This is a genomic window from Achromobacter sp. 18P8.1.1, assembly GCF_057799415.1.
Window position 1 is genome coordinate 26,137 of record NZ_JBYOKH010000009.1, and the last position, 20,464, is coordinate 46,600.

Consider the following 20,464-nt stretch of genomic DNA (forward strand, 5'->3'; position numbering starts at 1 on the left):
GTCAACCATGCTTGAACGTTTGAATACGGAGTCGTTGCCGCGCCTGCCCGCAGACGTGGAAAAACCCATCTATGACCGCAGCCGGCTCACGCCCGGCATCGTGCATCTGGGGCTGGGAGCCTTTCACCGTGCGCATCAGGCGGTGATGACGGATCTGGCCATGCAAGCCAGCGGCGACCTCAGTTGGGGCATTTTGGGTGTCTCGTTACGCAGCGCCGCCACCCGCGATGCGCTGACGCCGCAAGACGGCCTGTACACCTTGGCCCTGCGCGACGGCGGGCCCGACGGCGAAACCCGCGAACAGCTGCGCGTGGTGGGCTCGGTGCTGCGCGTGATGGTCGCCGAGGAAGATCCCAACGCCGTCCTGGAACGGATCGCCTACCCGCAGACCCGCATCGTGAGCCTGACCGTGACCGAGAAGGGCTACAGCCACGAGCCCGCTACCGGCCACTTGCGCTGGGATGACCCCGACATCCTGCACGACCTCGAGAACTCGCACCGCCCGCGCAGCACGATCGGCATTCTGGTCTATGGGTTGGCGCTGCGCCGCGAACGCGGGCTGCCGCCCGTCACGCTCTTGTCTTGCGACAATCTGCGTGGCAATGGCGATACCTTGCGCAGCCTGGTGCTGGCCTTTGCCTTGCGGGTGGATGTGGGGCTGACACACTGGATCGACACGCATTGCACCTTCCCGAATTCCATGGTCGACCGCATCGTGCCGGGCACCGGCGACGATGACCGGCAGCGGATCACCCAGCGCCTGGGCGTGCAGGATGCCTGGCCGGTGGTGGGCGAGCCCTATATGAACTGGGTCATTGAAGACAAGTTCGCGGCGGGCCGGCCGGCTTGGGAAAGCCACGGCGGCGCGACCTTCGTGCGTAATGCCGCGCCCTACGAGCGGCTGAAGTTGCGCATGGTGAACGGCCCGCATTCCACCTTTGCCTATCTGGGCGCGTTGCTGGGGCACCAGACGATCTGCCAGTCGGTGCAAACGCCTGCCCTGTGCGGTTTCGTCGACGCCCTGATGCGGCTGGAGATCGCGCCGACGTTGAAGGGCATCCCCGACAGCGGACTGGAGGAATACCGCCGCCGATTCCTGGCGCGCATCGCCAATCCGGCGCTGCCGCACCCGACGTCGCAGGTGGCGATGGATGGATCGCAAAAGGTCCCGCAGCGCCTCTTGGACACGATCCGCGACCGCTTGCGGACGGGCGACGATATCCAGCGCCTGACGCTGGCGGTGGCGGCCTGGCTGCATTACCTGCGCGGCGAAGACGAGTCGGGCGGCCGCTACAAGATCCAGGATCCGATGGCGGCACGCCTGGCCAAGCTGGTGGCGCGCGCCGACGTGGCCGCCCGCGCGTCGGCGCCGTCGCAGGCGGCCCACCGCCGCGCAATGGTGCTGTCGGGATTCAAACCCGTGTTCGGCGACCTGGGAGGCGCATCCGAATTCGTCTCGCTGCTGGCCGCGCATTTGGAAACCCTGCGTCAGCATGGCGTGATGCACGCCGTGGAGGCCGCTACCTGAGGAGTGCTGCATGAATGCGGAATGCCGAGTGGATGCTGTTGAATGGGAACGCTGGGGGCAGGACTGCTTGCGCGCCCAGGGTTTTACGGACGAGGATGCGCGGTGCCTGGCGGAAAGCCTGGCTCAGACCAGCCTGTGGGGCATCGACTCCCATGGCATCGCGCGGCTGCCCCATTACCTGAACCGCGTGGCGCACGGCTCCATTCTGGCCCGCCCCGAGATCCGCATCGAACGCACCGGCCCCGGCACCGCGCAACTGCATGGCGGCCAAGGACAGGGCATCGTGGTGGCGCACCGCGCCAACGCCTTGGCGATGGAACTGGCCCGCGACGCGGGCATTGCCGCAGTCGGCGTCAGCAACTCATCGCATTGCGGGGCGATTGGGCTGTATAGCCGCAAGGCGGCTGCGCAAGGCCTGATCGGCATCGCCTTCACGCATTCCGATTCGATCGCCGCGCCTTTTGGGGGCCATCAGGCATTCTTCGGCACCAATCCCATTTCGCTGGCGTTCCCGCGCGCGAGCGCCGAACCGCTATGCCTGGACATGGCCACCACCGCCATTCCCTGGAACCGCGTCATGAACGCCAGGCGCGACGGCGTGACGCTGCCCCCCGGCGTGGCGGTGGATGCGCAAGGGCATGATTGCGTCGACGCGGATCACGTCCGTGCGTTGCGCCCCTTGGGCGGCGAGCGCTACGGCTACAAGGGCTATGGCCTTGCCATGATGGTCGAGCTGCTGTGCGGGCCCTTGAACGGCAATCCGTTCGGGCCGCATATCTCGCCCATGTACGACGCGCTGGATCGCCCGCGCGAGTTGGGCGCGTTCTTCATTGTGATCGATCCGTTGCGTTTCGCCGGCGGCGCGGCATTGGCCGGTGTCGTGGCGGCGATGGCGATGGAATTGTCCCAGGCACCCGGTGCGCCTCGCATGCCGGGCGACCCGGAGGCTGCCGCGCAGGCCGAACGGCGGCAGCACGGCCTCCCCGTTCCGCCCGCGCTGTGGGACCAGATGGCGGACTGGAGCGCACGCCTGGGCGTGGCGCTCCCCGCGCACCGAACCTAAGGGCGCAGACCCTAAACCCCCAGGTACTGCAGCAGCCGCGGTTCGTCGTCCAGGAATGCCTGCGACGAGCCTGCCCACGCTACGCGCCCCTTTTCCACGATGGCGTGATGGTCGGCCGTGGCCAGCAGCGGTTCCAGGTTCTTGTCGATGCACAGCACCGCCAGCCCCGTCTGCTTCAGCGTGTCCAGTGCGGACCAGATCTCTTCGCGCACCACGGGCGCCAGGCCTTCGGTGGCCTCGTCCAGGATCAGCAAGCGGGGATTGGTCAGCAACGCCCGGCCGATCGCCAGCATCTGCTGTTCGCCGCCCGACAGATGGCTGCCCAGGTGACGGGCGCGCTCCGACAGGCGGGGAAACAGCGCGTACACCCGGTCCAGCGTCCAGGGTTGCGGCGCGCCCTGGCGGTTGTGGGCGGTGGCGACCAGGTTCTCGCGGACCGACAGGTTGGGAAAGATGTGGCGTCCTTCCGGCACCAGCCCGATGCCGCATTGCGCCACCTTATACGCGGGCAGCCGGCTGATGTCCCGTCCGTCGAAGACGATGCTGCCTTGGGACGCGCGGTTCAGCCCCATCACCGTTTTCACGGTCGTGGACTTGCCCATGCCGTTGCGTCCCAGCAAGGTCACGAATTCACCGGGCCCAATATCCAGGTCGATGCCGAACAGCGCCTGGCTGGCGCCATAGTGTGCGGTGACGCCCCGCAGTGACAGCAGGGCGCTCATGCGGGCACCGCCGGATTGCGTTGGCCCGCCGCGCGGCGGCTGCTGCGTTCGCTGCCCAGGTAGCACTCGCGCACCTGCGGGTTGTTGCGAATGTCGTCGGCCGTGCCGCAAGCAAGCGCCCGGCCGTACACCAGGACCGTGATGCGGTCTGACAACGCGAAGACCGCTTGCATATCGTGTTCCACCAGCAGGATCGTGTATTGCCCGCGCAGTTGCAGCAGCAGGCGGGTCATGGCTTCGGACTCGTGCTGACTCATGCCTGCCATCGGTTCGTCCAGCAGCAGCAGGGTCGGCTGGCAGGCCAGCACCATCGCCAATTCCAGCTGGCGCAGTTCGCCGTGGGCAAGCTCGCCCGCCGGCGTGTAGGCGCGGGCGGACAGGCCGGCCAGCGCCAGGGCCTCTTGGGCGGGGTCCGTCAGCGCGGCGGTGGACAGCACCGGGCGCCAGAAGCGGAAGCTGTGACCGCGCCGCGCTTGAACCGCCATCACCACATTCTCCAAGGCCGTGAACGGCTTGAAGACCGACGTGATCTGGTACGAACGGGCCAGGCCGTGACGCACGCGCTTTTCCACCGGCATGCGGGTGATGTCGCGGCCGTCCAGCAGCACGCGGCCGCCGTCGGGCCGCAGTTCGCCGCTGAGCTGGCCGATCAACGTGGTCTTGCCCGCGCCGTTCGGCCCGATCACGGCGTGCAGTTCGCCGGCATGCACGTCCAGCGACAAGTCGTCGGTGACCGTCAGGCCGCCATAGCGCTTGAGCAGATTCTCCACACGCAGCGCGCTCATAGCGGTTCTCCCGAAGGCTGGCGCAGCGGCCGGGCCGCGCGGCGGCGCCAGGGCGTGTCGCGCAGATTGCCGTAGACGCCGCGTCGTGACACCAGCACCACGCCGACGATCAACAGCCCCATGATCAACATCCAATGGTCCGTCAGCAGCTTCAAGCCTTCTTCCAGCAACAGGAAGGCCAGCGCGCCCACGACGGGGCCGAACAGCGTGCCGATGCCGCCCAGCACCACCATCACGATCAATTCGCCCGACGTGGTCCAGGCCAGGTACGACGGCGACACATACATCGTCAGGTTAGCCAGCAACACGCCGGCCACGCCGCAGATCATCGCGGAAATCACATACGCAGCCAGGCGGTAGCGCAAGGTCGGAAAGCCCAGCGCGCGCATGCGCCGTTCATTCGCCTGGCAGCCGCGCAACGCCATGCCGAAGGGCGCGTGGACCATGCGGTGCATCAGCCCCAGCACGGCCAGCAGCACGCCGAAGGCCGCGTAGTACAGAGCCAGCGGCGTATCCAGCCGGAACGCGCCGAAGTCGCTGCCTGCGAACAGCGACATGCCGTCGTCGCCGCCGAAGCCGTCCAGGCCCGTCGCCAGGAAATAGAACATCTGCGCGAACGCCAGCGTGATCATGATGAAGGCGATGCCCGAGGTGCGCATCACCACATAACCGCTGACCAGCCCCACCACGGCGCACGCGCCGAGCGCGCCCGCCAGATGCAGCCAGCCGCTTTCGATGCCGTAGTGCGACATCACGCCAACGGAATACGCGCCCAGCCCCAGGTACAACGCGTGGCCGAAACTGACCATGCCGCCATATCCCAACAGCAGGTTCAGCGCCAGCGCGGCCACGCCGTAGACCAGCACGCGGCCGAACAGCGCCAGCAGGAAGGGTTCGCCTTGCCATTGCGCGTAGACGGGAACCAGCGCCAGCAACAGCAGCAATGTGCCGGCCACCAGGGTTCGAGGAGAAAGCCTGTGCATGGGATTCCCCCTTATCCGTGCTTGACGGGAAACAGGCCCTGCGGCCGCAAGGCCAGCACCAGCGCCATCACCACGTAGATCAGCATCGATGCGATGGCCGGGCCGGCCGCGTTAGCCGCGGCGGGTGGCAAGGCGGCGCGCAGCAGTGTCGGCAGCAGCGCGCGGCCCAGCGTGTCGATCAGGCCCACCATCAGCGCGGCCAGAAAGGCGCCGCGCACCGAGCCGATGCCGCCGATCACGATCACCACCAGCGTCAGGATCAGGATGGGCTCGCCCATGCCAGTCTGCGCCGACAGGATGGGGCCGGCCATCAGCCCCGCCAGCCCCGCCAGCACCGCGCCCAGCACGAACAGCAGCGTATTCAGCCGTGCGATGTTCACCCCCAGCGCGCCGACCATCATGCGGTCGGTGGAACCCGCACGGATCAGCATGCCCAGCCGCGTGCGGTGGATCAGCACGTAGCAGCCCGCCGCCACCAGCAATCCCACAACGATGATCAGGAACCGGTAGAGCGGATACGTCACGCCCAGGATATCGATCGTGCCCGACAGCCACGATGGCAGGCCCATGCTGATGGGCGCCGGCCCCCAGATGATGCGGGTCAGCTCGTTGAAGAACAGGATGAAGCCGAATGTGGCCAGCACCTGGTCCAGATGTTCGCGCGGATACAGGCGTGCCAGCGCAATGCGGTCCAGCAGCAGACCCAGCGCCGCCATGCCGGCGATGACCGCGGCGGCGGCCAGCAGGAACGAGCCGGTGTGACGGAACACGGTGGCCGCGATGAAGGCGCCCATCATGTAGAGCGAGCCGTGCGCCAGATTGATGAAATTCATGATGCCGAACACCAGCGTCAGGCCGGCCGCCAGCAGGAACAGCAGAATGCCAAGCTGCAGGCCGTTCAAGGCCTGCACCAGCAGCAGCGTCGTGGACATATCAGTTCACCTCTTGCCGGCGGCCGTGACAGATGTCTTGGCCGCCCGCTTTACTTCATGACGCACTGGGCGGCGTACTGGTCGGCGACTTTGGACAGGTCCGGAAAGATCGGGCCCTTGTTCACGAAGGCGACCTTGCCGTCTGCGCCAGCCTCCACGTCGGCGCGGAAGAATCCGGCCACCGGGAAGTGGTTGGGCTGATAGCGGAATTCGCCGCGCACCGATGGGAAATCGGCGGCTTCCAGGGCCTTGCGCAAGGCGTCCTTGTCGTCGGTCTTGCCGCCCGTCTTCTTCAAGGCCGAGCCGATCAGCTGGGCGGCGTCGAAGGATTGCGCCGCATAGCTGGAGGGCTCGCGGCCATACTTCTGGCGGAACGCCGCCGCAAAGGCCTTGTTGGCGGCGTTGTCCAGGTCGGGCGAATACGGCACGTTGGTCACGGCGCCCAGCGCGTCTTTTTGCAGCGCGGGCAGGGTGGCGCCGTCGATGGTGTCCACCGACAGCAGCGGAATCTTGCCGAAGAGGCCGGCCTGGCGATATTGCTTGATGAAGTTCACGCCCATGCCGCCGGGAAAGAATACGTAGGCGGCGTCCGGCTTGGCGTCGGCCAGCGCGGCCAGTTCCACGGAATAGTCCGGCTGGTTGACCTGGGTGAAGACTTCGTTGGCCACTTCGCCCTTGTAGAAGCGCTTGAAGCCGGCCATGGCGTCCTTGCCGGCCTGATAGTTGGGCGCAAGCAGGTAGACCTTCTTGAACCCCATCTGGTTGGCCATTTCGCCACTGCCTTCATGGCGCTGCGTGTTGTTCCAGGACGTGGAGAAGAAATAGGGCGAACAGTCCTTGCCCGCCAAATTGGTGGGGCCGGCGTTGGAGCCCACCAGGAACACGCCGGCGGTCGTCACCGGCCGCACCACGGCCAACATTACGTTGGAATACACCACGCCGGTGATGATCGGCACCTTGTCGCTTTGCACCAGTTTGCGCGCGGCCTGCACACCGACTTCGGGCTTGAATTGGTCGTCTTCCTTGATGACCTGCACGGGTACGCCGCCCAGCTTGCCGCCGCCTTGCTCCACGGCCAGCATGAAGCCGTCCAGCTGGTCCTGGCCCAGCACGGAGCCGGGGCCGGTCAGTGTCGTCAGCAGGCCGATTTTCACATCGGCCATCGCGGTGGCCGATAAGGCCAGTCCCATGACCGCAGCGGCGGCCAGCGTGGTGGTGCGTTTCATGGTGTTTTCCCTTGAGTCGCCGTGTGGCACGGTCGTGGTGTTGTGAAGTGCGAAAAGCGCGTTATGCGTTCAGGCCGAAGAAGGTCAGCGTGTTGCGCAGCAGGATCTTCTGCTGCACTGTGGGGCTCAGGTCGGCATGCGTCACCAGGCGGCCGACTTCCTGTTCGCCCAGCGGGTAGGGATAGTCGGATCCCAACAGCACGCGGTCTTCGCCCATCACGTCGACCAACAGACGCAGCGAGCGCGGGTCGAACACCGCGCTGTCGGTATAAAAGCGATCGGTGTAGGACGACGGCAGTTGCGGGCAATCTTCGCGGATGATGTCGCGATGCCGCCAGGCGTTGTCCACGCGGCCCAGCAGGAAGGCGAAGCTGCCGCCGCCGTGCGCAAAACACAGCTTCAGGCTGCGGGGGATGCGTTCGAAGGCGCCGGACAGGATCAGCGACAGGATGCCCAGCTGCGTTTCGGCGGGCATGGCGACCAGCCACGGCAGCATCCATTTCTTCATGCGGCCGTCGGTCATCATGTCCCACGGATGCACCAGCACCGGGATGTCGTTGTTGGCGCAATGGATCAGGAACTGCACCAGCGTGTCGTCATCCAGGTCGCGCGGACCGACGTGGTTGCCGATCTGTACGCCAAGATGGCCGGCGGCGCGCGAGCGCGACGCTTCCTTGCAGGCCAGATCCAGGTCTTGCAGCGGCACCTGCGCCAGCGCTTTCAGGCGCGATGGCGCGTGGGCGCAATGCTCAAGCGCCAGGTCGTTCATGCGCGCCGCCCAATCGGCCGCGGCCTGGCCCGGGTAGGTGTAGCCGAACATGATCGGCGTGGCGCACAGGATCTGTACGTCCACGCCGTGGCGGTCCATCTGGGCGATGCGCAGCGCCGGGTCCCACAGGGTCGCGTCCACGGGCCGGAACGGCCGGTCGCCGGCCATGATCTGGCCGGTGGCGCCATCGCCGTCAGCCCGCAGCCACGGCGCGTTGACGGGGTCCAGCGCGGCCGCTTCCTGCCGGGTGATCGGCGGAAAGAAGTGAGCGTGCATGTCGATTTTCTGGATCATGGGAAGCGGCTTCGCAGGGAGACTAGGCAGGGGTGGCTTGGGGCGAGGGCGCGTGGCCTTTGCCCGGGTGGATGGCTCCGCAACCAGGGCAGGTGCGCTTTTCCGTGCTGGCGTAAAAGCCTTGGAACAACGGCGGCAAGTCGGTGACGATGCTCTTTAACTGCACTTCGACGCGATGCACCAGGTGGCGGCAATGCGGGCAATACCATTCGAAGCCGTCGACCAGGCCCATGGGGCGCTGGCGCTCGATGACCAGACAGGCGCTGTCGGTCTCGGGGCGTTGCGGGGAGTGCCGCACGTGCGGGGGAAGCAGGAAGATATCGCCTTCCTTCAGGTCCACGCGTTCGGGTTTGCCGTCCACCCACAGGGACAGCCAGGCGTTGCCTTTGATCTGGTAGAAGAATTCTTCGAGCGGGTCATCGTGATAGTCGGTGCGAAGGTTCGGGCCGCCGACGACGGTGACGATGAAGTCCGCGTCCTGCCAGATCTGCTGGTTGCCGACCGGCGGCTTCAGAAGATGCGCGTGGTCTTGTATCCAGCGCTGGAAATTCAACGGCGGGCCGTAGGCGGGCATGAGGGTCTCCGGGGAGGACGTTGTTGATGCAGTCTAGGCGGGGGGAGGGGGGCTGCATAATAGAAATTGTCGGGGTGGACATTCGGGTTATCTATCGCGGGGTTTCCCTGATGGGGCGGTTGTTGGTTCTTGAGACGCACGGCGTGGCGCGTGCCCGCGGTGCGCGGGTCAACGATTGCGGTCCGGAGCCTTCGCTCCGGACTTCCCCTGCGTCATCCTCGTACGCCTTCGGCTCCCTACGGATTCCCTTGGGCTTATCGACTCCCCGCGCACCGCGGGCACGCGCCACGCCGCGCTGCGTCAGCGGCAAGCGGCCGTCAGCGGGGAGGACGGTGTGCTTGGGGTGCTCGCCGCGAGTGGGGTGTGGTGGAGGATCTTGCGGGGCTCGCCCCAGGCCGGCCGCGCGGGCGGCCTTTTGGGGCTTTGGCGGTGTCTTGCGTCGTGGCGTTTGAGTTGTGCTACTGGGATGGCGGATTGAATCGTGGGGGATCACGAGGTGATGACCCTGGGCACGAACGCGTGCGGTGGCATTTGTAGGATGGGTGGAGCGCGGCAAGCGGGGCAGAAGGACGCGGCTGTTCTTCGCGCGTAACCCATCATCGTGGCAAGGCCCGACGCCGCGCGCGTGCTACGGCCGTTGCGCTGCGATGGTTTTCAGGTAGTCCACCAGGCGTTGGCACGCGGGGGTCAGCGGGCGGTCGGCGCGGATGGAGTAGCCGACGTCGCCGAAGTCACCGAAGACGTCGGTGGGCAGGCGGGCGAGCAGGCCCATGGACAGGAATTGCGCGGCGGCGTCGTAGGGGATCAGGGCCAGGGCGTCGCTGTGCATCAGGATGCCGATATTGGTCAGCAGCGATAAGGACTCGACGTGGCGCGCGGGCAGGCGCAGGCCGGCGTCGAAGAAGGTGCGTTCGACGGAGGCGCGTAGCGGCGAGGTGGGCGCGGGCAGGATCCAGATGTGGTCGATCAGGTCGGGCAGCGACACCGATTGCGCGTGGGCCATCGGATGCTGGGCGCCTACCACCAGGCATAGCGATTCGCGGTACAGCTTGTGGTGGTCTACCGCCACGCCGGAAATTGAGGCCATGTCGGCGCCGGGCAGGCGGCCCACGACGATGTCGACGTCGCCGGTGGCCAGCGCGGGCAGCAGTTGGGCGGACGGACCTTCGCGCACCGTGACCTGGATGCCGGGGTGTTCCGTCATCAGGCGCGCGATGGCTTCGGGTAGCAGCTTCGCGGAGGCAGCGATCAGGGTGCCCACGACGACGTGGCCGCTGGCGCCACCCAGCACGGCGTCGATGTCGTCGGCCATATACCGGACTTCGGCCATCATGGCGTGCACCCGGCGGCCCAGCACCAGGGCCAGTTCGGTGGGCGTGACGCCCCGGTTCGACCGTTCGAAGAGCGTGGCGCCGAAAAAGGCTTCCAGGTCGTGGATGGCTTTGGTGACGGTGGGCTGGGTCAGATGCAGTTCGCTGGCCGCGCGCGACAGCGAACGGCGCGCCAGCACGCGTTCGAAGATCTGCAGTTGGTGCAGCTTCAGCTTGTGGCTGAGCGCGTTGGGCGTGATGCGGAAGTTCGACATGCGTGGGGCGGCGCCGGCGGTGCGCCGCGAGCCGTCATCCTGTTCCCTGTGTGAACGCGAAATGCCGTCGCCCATCATCTGCCCGCCGCGTAGCCGGAAGCTAGCGCGCCAGCGGCTTGTAGGCGACCGCCTTGATCTCAATCAGCAATTGCGGGTGCGGCAACTGATGCACCGCGACGGTGGTGCGCGCCGGGCCATCGGCGTCGAAGAACTCGCCGTAGACCTGATTGTATCCACCGAAGTCGTTCATGTTGACCAGGAAAGTACTGATCTCGACCACATCGGCCAGCGTGGCGCCGGCGGTCGCCAGGATGTCGCCGATGTTCTCGATGACGGCGCGCGTCTGCACGCGGATGTCCAGCGTGGTCGTGCCCATGGCGTCGACTTCAGCGCCAGCGATACGATTGTCGGGCAGGCGCGAGCTGGTGCCGGAGACGAACAGGAAGTCACCGGCGCGTTTGATGTGGGGATACTTGCCGCGCGGCGTGGCCTTGCCGGCGACGACGGTGGCGCTGACGTTGGACTGGGTCATCTTGCGTTCCTTTGTGGACAGGGTCAGAGCTTGATGCAGACGTTGGTGGGTTCAGTATAGAAATGCAGCGAATGGCGGCCGCCTTCACGGCCGATGCCGGACAGTCCGCTGCCGCCGAACGGCGTGCGCAGGTCGCGCAGGAACCAGCAGTTCACCCAGGCCAGGCCCACTTTCATGGCTTGCGCCACGCGGTGCCCGCGCGTCAGGTTCTGCGTCCAGACCGCAGCGGCCAGGCCGTAGCGCGTGTCGTTGGCCAGGCGGATGGCCTCTTCCTCGGTGTCGAAGGGCGCCACGTGGCACACCGGGCCGAACACTTCTTCCTTGATGCAGCGGGCGTCTTCTTTCAGGCCGGTCCAGATGGTGGGCTGTACATAGGCCCCCGCATCGCGGGCGTCGCCAAACACCGGCACGCCGCCACCCGCCACCACGGTAGCGCCTTCTTCGCGCGCCAGCGCAAAGTACGACAGCACTTTCTCGCGATGCTCGCGCGACACCAGCGGGCCCATCTCCGTGGCGGGGTCCAGGGGCCAGCCGATGCGCATGTCGCGCGCGCGGGCCGCCAACGCGGCGACGAAGCGTTCGTAGATGGGGCGCTCTACGTACACGCGTTCCGTGCACAGGCAGACCTGTCCGCAATTGGCGAAGACCGACCGCGTGACGCCGTCGACCGCGGCGTCGAAGTCGGCATCGGCGAACACCAGCGCGGCGTTCTTGCCGCCCAGTTCGAACGACACCGGCTTCACGCCCGGCGCGACGGCCCGCATGATGGTGGCGCCCGTGGCGGATTCACCGGTGAAGGTGATGCCGTCGATGTCCGGATGCGTGGTCAGGAATTCGCCGGCCGATCCCGGCCCGAAACCGTGCGTCAGGTTCAGCACGCCGGCGGGCAGCCCGGCCTGGTCCGCCACTTCGGCCAGCAGGGTGGCGGTGCTGGGCGTGACTTCCGACGGCTTCATGACTACGGTGTTGCCGAACGCCAGCGCGGGCGCCACCTTCCAGGTCAACAGCAGCAGCGGCAGGTTCCACGGCGAGATCACGCCCACCACGCCCAGCGGCTTGCGGTAGGCGTAGTTCAGCGCCTGCCGGCCGTCGGGCGTGTCCGTCATGTAGCTTTCCATATCCAGCGTGCGGGCCAGTTCGGCAAAGGCACGAAAATTGGCGGCGCCGCGCGGGATGTCGATCTTGCCGGCCCATCCTACCGGTTTGCCGGTGTCGCCAATCTCGGCCTGCAGGAAGTCGTCAAAGCGCCGGGTGATGCCGTCGGCCAGCGCCAGCAGGTGGTCCGTGCGCGCCTCGACCGACAAACCGGCCCAGGCCGGCAGCGCCCGATGCGCGGCCGCGATGGCGCGGTTGACCTGGTCCTGGCTGGCTTCATGGACCTGGGCAATATGCTGCCCGTCCACCGGGCTGTGCTTGTCGAAGGTGGACGCGCCGTCTTCAAAGCGGCCGTCGATGTAGTTGCGCAGTTGGCGGATCGTCACGATCTGGCCCCTTGGATGGTGTTCGGGTTGGCGGTCAATAAATACGTATACGTACTATATTTTGGATCATAGGCAGCGGCCCGCGCCAAGTCAATGCGCATTTTCGAGAGATCCAACGCCTACAATCGGCAGGCACAACCCATGGAAGCCCGATGACCGCCACCGCCCGTTCCGCAGCGGCTCCGCCCCGCGACCTGCAAGCTTTCGACCTGACCCAGGTCGCCTCGCACCTGCTGCGCCGCGCGCATTTCCGGGCCGAAGCCTTGTTCGCGCAAGCCTTTCCGGACGAAGACCTCACCCCGCGCCAGAAGGCCTTGTTGATCACCGTCTATCAGAACCCCGGCGCCACGCAGAACCGCATCGCCGAGCTGATCGCCCTGGACCGTAATTCCTTTGCCGAAATGATGGCCCGCATGACTGCGAAGGGCTATGTGCGCCGCACGCGATCCACGGAAGATGGCCGCGCCTATGCGCTGGAGATCACGGACGAGGGCGTGGCGCTGCTGGCGCGCATCCTGCCGCAAGATGCCGACGTCGAGGCCGCGGTGCTGGCGCCGATTCCGCCAGAGCTGCGGCCCGTATTTTTGAAGTGCCTGCGCTTGATGGTGGGGCTGGAGCCCCAGGATCCAGCCTGACGGCGGATCAGGCGGCGGGTGGGGGCGGGGAATCCGCCGAGGGCGGCTCCGTCGGGGCGGCATCCGCCGCCTTGCCAAAGCGCAGCGCGAACTGCCGTGTGAACACCGCGCCGAAGAAGAAGATCTGCGCGGAGTAATAGATCCATAGCAGCAGGGCGATGAGCGATCCGGCCGCGCCATACGCAGAGACCGCGGCGCCGCGGCTCAGGTAGACCCCGATGCCCCACTTGCCGACCAGGAACAGGGCCGCCGTCACGATGGCGCCGGGGATGACGTCCTTCCAGGAAATCCGGGCGCTGGGCAGCAGCTTGAAGATCACGGCGAACAGCGCCACCACCACCGAGAACGAGAACAGGCTGGACAGCCAGTCCGCCACCGTGGCGAACGTAGACGCCATCCAGAGGTCGCCGTAGAACTTGCGCGCGGCGCCCAGGCCGGCATTCACGGTCAGCGAGATCAGCAGGAACAGGGCGAGCACCAGCACCAGGCCGAACGACAGCATGCGGCTGCGCACCATGCCCTGGATGCCGCCCTTCTGGTTAGGCGGCACTTCCCATAGGTCGTCCAGGCTGGCCTTCAGTTCGGCAAACGCCGTCGTGGCGCTGAAGATCAACACAAAAATCGAAATCAGCGCCGCAATCCAGCCGCCACCTGACTCATGGGCGCTGGCCAGCACGGTCTGAATGACTTCCGCGCCACGTTCGCCGGTCAGGTCCCGCAGGGACGAGAACAACTCGGAGCGCACCGCATCTTCGCCAAAGAATGCGCCCGCCACCGCGATCACCAGGATCAGCATGGGCGCCAGCGAGAACACCATGTACAACGCCAGGGCTGCCCCTTTGCTGGAGGCGCGATGGCTTGACCATTGGTTGGCGGAATCCATCAGCAATCCGCCGATTTCGGACGGACGCAAGGCTCGCAGGCTCTGAGGAAGGCGCATGGGTCTGGACTCGGTCTGTGGACCCTTTATTGTAGGGACGCATGCGCCCAGGCGAAACCAACAGTTTGTGCGCAAACGTGTTCGCACCGCTCAGGGCGTAATTCGGCCAGTGGGCGTCCAGCGACCCCAAAAGAAAAACCCCCGGGGCGAAGGTCCGGGGGTTTCTCAGGATACTGCGTTCCCCGGCGTGAGCCGGGGAGGCCTTGCAAGGGAAGCGGGACTTAGAAGTCCATGCCGCCCATGCCGCCCATGCCACCCGGCATGGCCGGGGCAGCGGGCTTGTCTTCTGCCAGTTCGACCACGGCGGCTTCAGCCGTCAGCAGCAGGCTGGCGACGGAGGCAGCGTTTTGCAGGGCGGTGCGGGTCACCTTGGTGGGATCCAGCACGCCTTGCTCAACCAGGTCGGTGTACTCGCCGGTTGCAGCGTTGTAGCCGTAGTTGCCCTTGCCTTGCAGCACGTTGCTGACCACGACGCTGGCTTCTTCGCCGGCGTTCGTGACGATGGTGCGCAGCGGCTCTTCCACAGCACGCAGGATCAGCTTGATACCGGCGTTCTGGTCAGGCGTGTCGCCCTTCAGGTCAGCGATGGCTTGCTTGGCGCGCAGCAGTGCAACACCGCCACCAGCCACAACGCCTTCTTCCACTGCAGCGCGGGTAGCGTGCAGGGCGTCTTCGACGCGAGCCTTCTTTTCCTTCATTTCGACTTCGGTGGCAGCGCCAACGCGAATCACGGCAACGCCGCCGGCCAGCTTGGCCACGCGTTCTTGCAGCTTTTCACGGTCGTAGTCGGACGTGGCTTCTTCGATCTGGATGCGGACTTGCTTGACGCGAGCCTCGATCGACTTGCTGTCGCCAGCGCCGTCGATGATCGTCGTGTTTTCCTTGCCCACTTCGATGCGCTTGGCTTGGCCCAGTTCAGCCAGGCCGGCCTTTTCCAGCGACATGCCGGTTTCTTCGGAGATCACCGTGCCGCCCGTCAGGATGGCGATGTCTTCCAGCATGGCCTTGCGGCGGTCGCCGAAGCCCGGAGCCTTGACGGCGGTGGTCTTCAGGATGCCACGGATGTTGTTCACAACCAGGGTGGCCAGCGCTTCGCCTTCGACGTCTTCTGCGATGATCAGCAGGGGACGGCTCGACTTGGCAACTTGTTCCAGCACGGGCAGCAGGTCACGGATGTTGCTGATCTTCTTGTCGAAGATCAGGACAAACGGGTCCTCCAGCACGGCAACTTGCTTTTCCGGGCTGTTGATGAAGTAGGGCGACAGATAGCCGCGGTCGAATTGCATGCCTTCGACGACGTCCAGCTCGTTTTCCAGCGACTTGCCGTCTTCGACGGTGATGACGCCTTCCTTGCCAACCTTGTCCATCGCGTCAGCGATGATCTGGCCGATGGAGGAATCGCTGTTGGCCGAGATCGAACCGACTTGGGCGATTTCCTTGCTGGTCGTGACCGGCTTGGATTGCTTCTTCAGTTCAGCAACGGCAGCGGCGACAGCCTTGTCGATGCCGCGCTTCAGGTCGATCGGGTTGAAACCGGCGGCAACGTACTTCAGGCCTTCCATGACGATGGCTTGAGCCAGCACGGTGGCGGTCGTGGTGCCGTCACCGGCGTTGTCGGAGGTCTTGGAAGCAACGTCCTTGACCAGTTGTGCGCCGATGTTTTCGAACTTGTCCTTCAGTTCGATTTCCTTGGCGACGGACACGCCGTCCTTGGTCACCGTCGGGGCGCCGAACGAGCGCTCCAGCACGACGTTGCGACCCTTGGGGCCCAGGGTGGTCTTAACAGCGTTGGCGAGAACATTCACGCCGCGGACGATGCGCACGCGGGCGTCGTCACCGAACAATACTTGCTTGGCAGCCATTTCTTAGCTTCCTTCGAAAATTCGTTTGAGGCGGGGTTTACAGAACCACGGCGAGGATTTCGTCCTCGCGGATGACGAGCAGTTCTTCGCCATCAACCTTCACGGACTGGCCGGCGTACTTGCCGAACAGAACCTTGTCGCCAGCCTTCAGGTCGACCGGCAGGATCTTGCCGTCTTCGGTCTTCTTGCCGGGGCCGACGGCCACGACTTCGCCTTGATCAGGCTTTTCAGCGGCGCTGTCGGGGATGACGATGCCCGAGGCAGTCTTGCGCTCGTTTTCGAGGCGTTTGACGATCACGCGATCGCCCAGGGGACGCAAGGCCATGAGGAACTCCTGTTTACTTGAAAAAAGTGAATGATCGGTTAGCCCCGGGAGGGCTGTTAGCACTCACCGGTGTCGAGTGCTAATTATAGGGATGATGTTCCGGGCTTCAAGGGGGGGAGGCCGGGCTGTTACATATTTGATGGGCGCGCCGGGTGTCGAATTCCATTGAGTTTGGAATTTGTGTCATCCAGTTTGAAACTTTCGGCACTGCCGTTGATGAGCGCAAACCACAGTGGCAGCGCCGTTGGCATCTGTGATCCCCAATACAAATATGTATTAATTTAACTCAAGTCGTTGAAAAATAAGGATTTGTTGCGGAAATTGAGCTGCTGTCGAATTTCATTCAACTTGAGACCTTGGCCTTAACCTGGGCAGAAAGTACCTCGAGCCGACCGACCGCATCCGACCCAATGCAGGCATCGATTTGGCATCGGTCATGGGTCCAGGATGTTGGGCAGGGTCGATATTTCTCAATCAACCTCATCTCGGACGACCTAAGGCGGTTGCTCAGCGGTTCTGCAACGCTTCTAGTGCTGCATCTAATGCAGTGACGGATTCCACTATTGTGCGCACAGTGGCACGGTCAAATTCATGGTCACGCTGGGCGTCGTGTACGCCGCTATTGAGGTATCCCCACTCGATCTCGCGCCGCTGACATTGAGCAGCGCGGCGAGCGCGGCGACCGCCTGCGGCGCACCGGCGTGCTGCGCCGAGATGCGATCGACCGCCGATCGCAACTTGCTGCACTTGTTGTTCAACTCCCAGGGCGAGCGGGGTCCGCCCAGCTTGATGTCGATCCGACTGTCCGCCCGCCGGCCCAGCCATGTCCAAAGGCGATCCGTCAGACTCTCTAGCGCCGGCCGGGCCTGGCGCAGTGCCTCGCGCTTCTCGTCGGCCGCCAATGCCTGCTGGGCCAGCAGAACGTAGTTCTTCGTGGGCGGGTCGCTGTCGACGCGCAGTTCGTGCTCCCCCTGATGCGGGAGGAACTTGTAGCGCTTGATGGCCGCGGCGCGCCGCACGCCCAACTCCTGCTGGATGCGGTGCAGGAATTCCTCCGCGTGCGAGGTGAGGATGACCTGCTTGCCATCGAGCAAGCCGTCCTCGAAGAAAGTGCGCCAGATGCCGTCGCGGTGGTCGTCGTCGATCGCGTTGACGACGTCGTCGAAGATGACCACGGGGCAGCCCTGTGCGATGTTCTTGGCGAGCAGGATCGCCAGGCCCAGGCATTTGATATGCCCTTCACTAAAGACGATCAACGCGTCATAACGCACGCCCGGCTCGCCAGCGAATTCCACCTCGATCTTGCCGTTCTCCGCCACCGGCAACCACAGCGCGTGAAGCAGATCTCCGGGCAGGTCGGCGCGGTTGAATGCGTTGTACAGATGGCGGGCCTGCTCTCCGTTCCTTGGTGTACGTCGATCTCTTCATAACCGTCCTGCTCGCGGGATAGTGCTGCAGCAGATGTTGTGAGTCCACTCCTCCGCATTATCCCGGGCGACTCAAGCGGCCTAGCAAGTAAATACAACCAATGTGGCCTTCGAGACAGCTAATGTCCTGACCGCGATCGAAACTGCGTACTCCCAACTCAAGTGGAGACACAGTGTCGGACTCAATAGCAACCCGTGGAACTCATACCGCATCCAATCGCCCCGTGGTCGCCCTGCACGGCTGGGGGATGTCTGGGGAGGAGGTCGCTTTGCTTGTGCGGCAGCTTGCGGAGGAAGTGCCGGCCTTTGATTGGCACTCGGATACGGGCGCGCCGCACGGCGCGCTGTCGCTGCATCTCGTGGACTTCGCCGCATTGACGGGAAAAGGGCGCGCCGCCTGGAATGCCTTTGGCCCGATCGAGGCGATGCGTCAGGCCCGTGAGCATGGCGTGGCGGCATTGGCGTTGTGCCGTGGCCGGGTCAGCCAGTTGCCGGCCGTTCGCAAGGGTGTCTGGGTCATGGCGGCGGACAAGCCGTGGGCGTGCGCCGTGCAAACGTCAGTGCGGGCGCTGGCGGCGCTGGAATGGACCCGTGCGGAGGGCTACAAGACAGTGCCTGGGTGGCGCGCGACGCGCAAGTTCGCCGATGCCAATCTTCTTGCCGTTCTTGGTTTTGAGCAGACCGCCGCCGGCTTTTCCGAGCTGCTGCGCGAGGCGCTGACTGCGCTGTTGATGCAACCTGCAGCGCTCGCCGCTGCCGGCGTTCCCGAGCATGAGTTGCAGCGCACGATCATCGAAGCGGGTTTGCAAGAATTGCAGCCTTTAGTCGCCGTGCCCATGACTCTGGATGGCGCGATGCGCGTGGATGCCTTGCTGGGTTTCTCCTGGCCTGCGCTCGATTAAATCCCACCGATTATTTTCACCGCGACCTCTGCATTCTGGAGTTCCGGGGCCGGCCTGCGTGGGCGATGACATTTCTGGTAAATCTCAGTTTGTTATCGTAGCAACTTCATGTCGAAGTGAGTGAGTTCCTGCATGCCTCCGCTGGTCGCCAATATATTTCACGTCTTGAAGGGCGCCGAGCAAGGCGGGCACTTCATGAGTACGCCGGAAATACACCGGGAGTTGTGCCGATCATCTCCGGAGCCTCCCGTCGTCAAGACTGTTCTGCGCACATTGCAGAAGTTGCTCGACCAACAGTTGGTGGAGTCCGAAAAGCGTGGCACGGCGTTGGTCTGGCGCAGGCGGGCCGGCGCTGGAGGTGTTGCCGCCAGATCGGCCGGCTTGATGACGCATGAACAAGCGCTGGCGCTGCAAACTTTGAAGCGCTTTTCATCCCGCCAGATTCCGTCGCTGGTTTCCGAGTCGCTATCTTCCTTGTTTGATACCGCCGAGAAACGTCTGGGCGTCTCGCACAACGATAGCGAACGCCGCTATCGGAAATGGGTGGACAAGGTCGAAGTAGAAAGCGGGGCCTTTGCCTTACAGCATCCGGCCATAGACTCAAACACTTTTTCCACCGTTTCCCGCGCTCTATTTTTTGAGCAGAAACTCGAAGTGGTTTATCGCGTTCGCTCAAAAGGGGATCAAGAAACGGCGAAGATTATCGACCCGCTGGGATTGGTCGAGGTGGGCGGGGTGATTTATCTTGTCGCAGCCATGGTCGGCTATCCCAAGCCCGCAATGTACCGGCTTGACAGGGTGGTTAGCGCAACCATGCTGCCAGAGATATTCGCCTATCCCCGGGAATTCAGCCTGGCCGAGTATGTGAAACATCAGAGGCAGTTCGATTTCATGGTGGAGGGCGCCATCAAGCTGGAACTGCGTTTTCTCAGCGGCGCTGGCAATCACCTGATCGAATCGCCCTTATCCGATGATCAAGTGGCGGAGTATGTCGGATCGGAACTGCGGGTCAGGGGCACGGTCTTGCTCAGCAAGCGCCTGCGTTGGTGGCTGAGAGCGTTTGGCCCGAATGTCGAGGTCCTGGGGCCGGCAAGGCTACGCGAGGAAATGGCCAACGAAGCGGAAACGCTTGCGGCGCTTTATTCAGCGCGTGCGTGACCGAGTGGGTGATCGAGACACGTAATGTCCCGATCGCCTCTTATTCTGGTTGCGGTGCGGCAGTCATCGGGCTGCCGATTTTGCCTATCCTGGAATTCACATGATCAACAACAACGCCACACCCTTGGAACACTTGGCTGCATTCGCTATCGTTTTCGTGACGGGTGTATTAGGCACGGCAATCCTGGGCAGATATATTGACGCGGTCAGGCGAGATGCGGCAGAAGACGCATGCGCGCGAAATGATTGAGCCAGGTGCAAGCTCGCATTTTTCTGAGTATTTCGCCCTATTTTTCCTGGAATCGCAGCATGCCTGTCCGTCCCCGGCCATTCACCCAGATCTGCACCGAATGCAATTGGACACAGACATTTTCGCCCATCAGTGACGCGCTTGTCGTTGGGCGGGATATTGCGGCCCATTGTCCAAAATGCCAATCAAGGCAACTGCGATTTATCGCGCCTTCGACGCCAGCGCTGATGGCGAGCTGGCTGAAACGCCTTCTTAGCTCAGGATAGAGCGCACGGGTCTCGCCACGTTTCTCGACTCGGGCTCAGTGCCGTGGCCCACTATCCGTCAACGCGGCAATCAGATCGCAATAAAAAAAGAAACGCTGGATAGGGTATGCTGACGTATATGTATTCAAATACGTACAATTAAATCAAAATGTTGATTTTGGCTGAACAGACCCTTCTGGCAATGAGGCGGTCCGTTCTTCAGGCTGACGCCCAGTACTTTTCCCG

The 20,464-nt window shown here is 64.3% G+C and carries 19 protein-coding genes and 1 pseudogene; 6 read left to right on the forward strand and 14 right to left on the reverse strand.

The genetic code is table 11. The features are described 5' to 3' along the window. Positions 1 to 7 precede the first annotated feature (7 nt). Both AC27VE_RS08420 and AC27VE_RS08425 read left to right on the forward strand, forming a co-directional pair. A complete protein-coding gene (locus tag AC27VE_RS08420) occupies positions 8 to 1,528 on the forward strand; it encodes a mannitol dehydrogenase family protein (RefSeq protein WP_488703570.1) in 1,521 nt (506 codons plus the stop codon). 10 nt (positions 1,529 to 1,538) lie between these two features. Further along, on the forward strand, positions 1,539 to 2,591 hold the full coding sequence (locus AC27VE_RS08425) for an Ldh family oxidoreductase (RefSeq protein ID WP_488703571.1): 1,053 nt from the start codon (positions 1,539 to 1,541) through the stop codon (positions 2,589 to 2,591). Between the two features lie 11 nt (positions 2,592 to 2,602). Here AC27VE_RS08425 and AC27VE_RS08430 read toward each other — a convergent pair whose 3' ends face one another. From AC27VE_RS08430 to AC27VE_RS08475, 10 genes are all read right to left on the reverse strand, one after another. Next, complete coding sequence (locus AC27VE_RS08430; protein WP_488703572.1) at positions 2,603 to 3,313, reverse strand: ABC transporter ATP-binding protein; 711 nt, start codon at positions 3,311 to 3,313, stop codon at positions 2,603 to 2,605. Further along, positions 3,310 to 4,098, reverse strand: coding sequence for an ABC transporter ATP-binding protein (locus AC27VE_RS08435; RefSeq protein ID WP_088589315.1), 789 nt, complete (start codon positions 4,096 to 4,098; stop codon positions 3,310 to 3,312). The genes AC27VE_RS08430 and AC27VE_RS08435 overlap by 4 nt, the downstream gene beginning before the upstream one ends. Further along, positions 4,095 to 5,081, reverse strand: a complete 987-nt coding sequence (locus AC27VE_RS08440; protein WP_088589316.1) for a branched-chain amino acid ABC transporter permease — start codon at positions 5,079 to 5,081, stop codon at positions 4,095 to 4,097. Before AC27VE_RS08440 ends, AC27VE_RS08435 begins: the two co-directional genes overlap by 4 nt. A gap of 11 nt (positions 5,082 to 5,092) precedes the next feature. Then, positions 5,093 to 6,013 carry a branched-chain amino acid ABC transporter permease gene (locus AC27VE_RS08445; RefSeq protein WP_006227633.1) on the reverse strand — a complete coding sequence of 307 codons (921 nt, stop codon included), beginning with the start codon at positions 6,011 to 6,013 and terminating at the stop codon, positions 5,093 to 5,095. 50 nt (positions 6,014 to 6,063) lie between these two features. Then, a complete protein-coding gene (locus AC27VE_RS08450; protein ID WP_088589318.1) occupies positions 6,064 to 7,239 on the reverse strand; it encodes an ABC transporter substrate-binding protein in 1,176 nt (391 codons plus the stop codon). A 61-nt stretch (positions 7,240 to 7,300) separates the two neighbouring features. Further along, a complete protein-coding gene (locus tag AC27VE_RS08455) occupies positions 7,301 to 8,302 on the reverse strand; it encodes an amidohydrolase family protein (RefSeq protein WP_488703573.1) in 1,002 nt (333 codons plus the stop codon). Between the two features lie 22 nt (positions 8,303 to 8,324). Beyond that, on the reverse strand, positions 8,325 to 8,876 hold the full coding sequence (locus AC27VE_RS08460) for a 3-hydroxyanthranilate 3,4-dioxygenase (protein ID WP_006227636.1): 552 nt from the start codon (positions 8,874 to 8,876) through the stop codon (positions 8,325 to 8,327). A 628-nt stretch (positions 8,877 to 9,504) separates the two neighbouring features. Then, positions 9,505 to 10,536 (reverse strand): LysR substrate-binding domain-containing protein, encoded by a 1,032-nt coding sequence (locus tag AC27VE_RS08465; RefSeq protein WP_006227637.1) that lies wholly within the window; start codon positions 10,534 to 10,536, stop codon positions 9,505 to 9,507. A gap of 25 nt (positions 10,537 to 10,561) precedes the next feature. Beyond that, positions 10,562 to 10,993, reverse strand: a complete 432-nt coding sequence (locus AC27VE_RS08470; RefSeq protein WP_006227638.1) for a RidA family protein — start codon at positions 10,991 to 10,993, stop codon at positions 10,562 to 10,564. Between the two features lie 23 nt (positions 10,994 to 11,016). Then, positions 11,017 to 12,474: a 2-hydroxymuconic semialdehyde dehydrogenase gene (locus AC27VE_RS08475; RefSeq protein WP_006227639.1), complete on the reverse strand. Its 1,458-nt coding sequence runs from the start codon at positions 12,472 to 12,474 to the stop codon at positions 11,017 to 11,019. A gap of 152 nt (positions 12,475 to 12,626) precedes the next feature. Here AC27VE_RS08475 and AC27VE_RS08480 point away from each other — a divergent pair, with 152 nt between their 5' ends. Next, positions 12,627 to 13,109: a MarR family winged helix-turn-helix transcriptional regulator gene (locus AC27VE_RS08480; protein WP_488703574.1), complete on the forward strand. Its 483-nt coding sequence runs from the start codon at positions 12,627 to 12,629 to the stop codon at positions 13,107 to 13,109. A gap of 7 nt (positions 13,110 to 13,116) precedes the next feature. On the opposite strand, the gene AC27VE_RS08485 is transcribed toward AC27VE_RS08480, so the two are convergent. From AC27VE_RS08485 to AC27VE_RS08500, 4 genes and pseudogenes are all read right to left on the reverse strand, one after another. Next, positions 13,117 to 14,049: a YihY/virulence factor BrkB family protein gene (locus AC27VE_RS08485; RefSeq protein ID WP_315137562.1), complete on the reverse strand. Its 933-nt coding sequence runs from the start codon at positions 14,047 to 14,049 to the stop codon at positions 13,117 to 13,119. Between the two features lie 221 nt (positions 14,050 to 14,270). Then, the gene (groL, locus tag AC27VE_RS08490; RefSeq protein ID WP_169271334.1) at positions 14,271 to 15,911 is read right to left on the reverse strand and encodes a chaperonin GroEL; all 1,641 of its coding nucleotides are present in this window, start codon (positions 15,909 to 15,911) and stop codon (positions 14,271 to 14,273) included. Positions 15,912 to 15,948: 37 nt separating this feature from the next. Next, positions 15,949 to 16,236, reverse strand: coding sequence for a co-chaperone GroES (gene groES / locus AC27VE_RS08495; RefSeq protein ID WP_057283173.1), 288 nt, complete (start codon positions 16,234 to 16,236; stop codon positions 15,949 to 15,951). 507 nt (positions 16,237 to 16,743) lie between these two features. Beyond that, positions 16,744 to 17,636: pseudogene (locus AC27VE_RS08500) on the reverse strand (ATPase); the annotation flags it as partial. Positions 17,637 to 17,887: 251 nt separating this feature from the next. On the opposite strand from AC27VE_RS08500, the gene AC27VE_RS08505 reads away from it, so the two are divergent. The 3 genes from AC27VE_RS08505 to AC27VE_RS08515 all read left to right on the forward strand — a co-directional run bounded on the left by AC27VE_RS08505 (position 17,888) and on the right by AC27VE_RS08515 (position 19,973). Further along, positions 17,888 to 18,565 carry a hypothetical protein gene (locus AC27VE_RS08505; RefSeq protein WP_488703575.1) on the forward strand — a complete coding sequence of 226 codons (678 nt, stop codon included), beginning with the start codon at positions 17,888 to 17,890 and terminating at the stop codon, positions 18,563 to 18,565. A 132-nt stretch (positions 18,566 to 18,697) separates the two neighbouring features. Beyond that, complete coding sequence (locus tag AC27VE_RS08510; RefSeq protein ID WP_488703576.1) at positions 18,698 to 19,723, forward strand: helix-turn-helix transcriptional regulator; 1,026 nt, start codon at positions 18,698 to 18,700, stop codon at positions 19,721 to 19,723. 100 nt (positions 19,724 to 19,823) lie between these two features. Continuing rightward, positions 19,824 to 19,973 (forward strand): hypothetical protein, encoded by a 150-nt coding sequence (locus AC27VE_RS08515; protein ID WP_488703577.1) that lies wholly within the window; start codon positions 19,824 to 19,826, stop codon positions 19,971 to 19,973. The last annotated feature ends 491 nt before the right edge of the window (positions 19,974 to 20,464 follow it).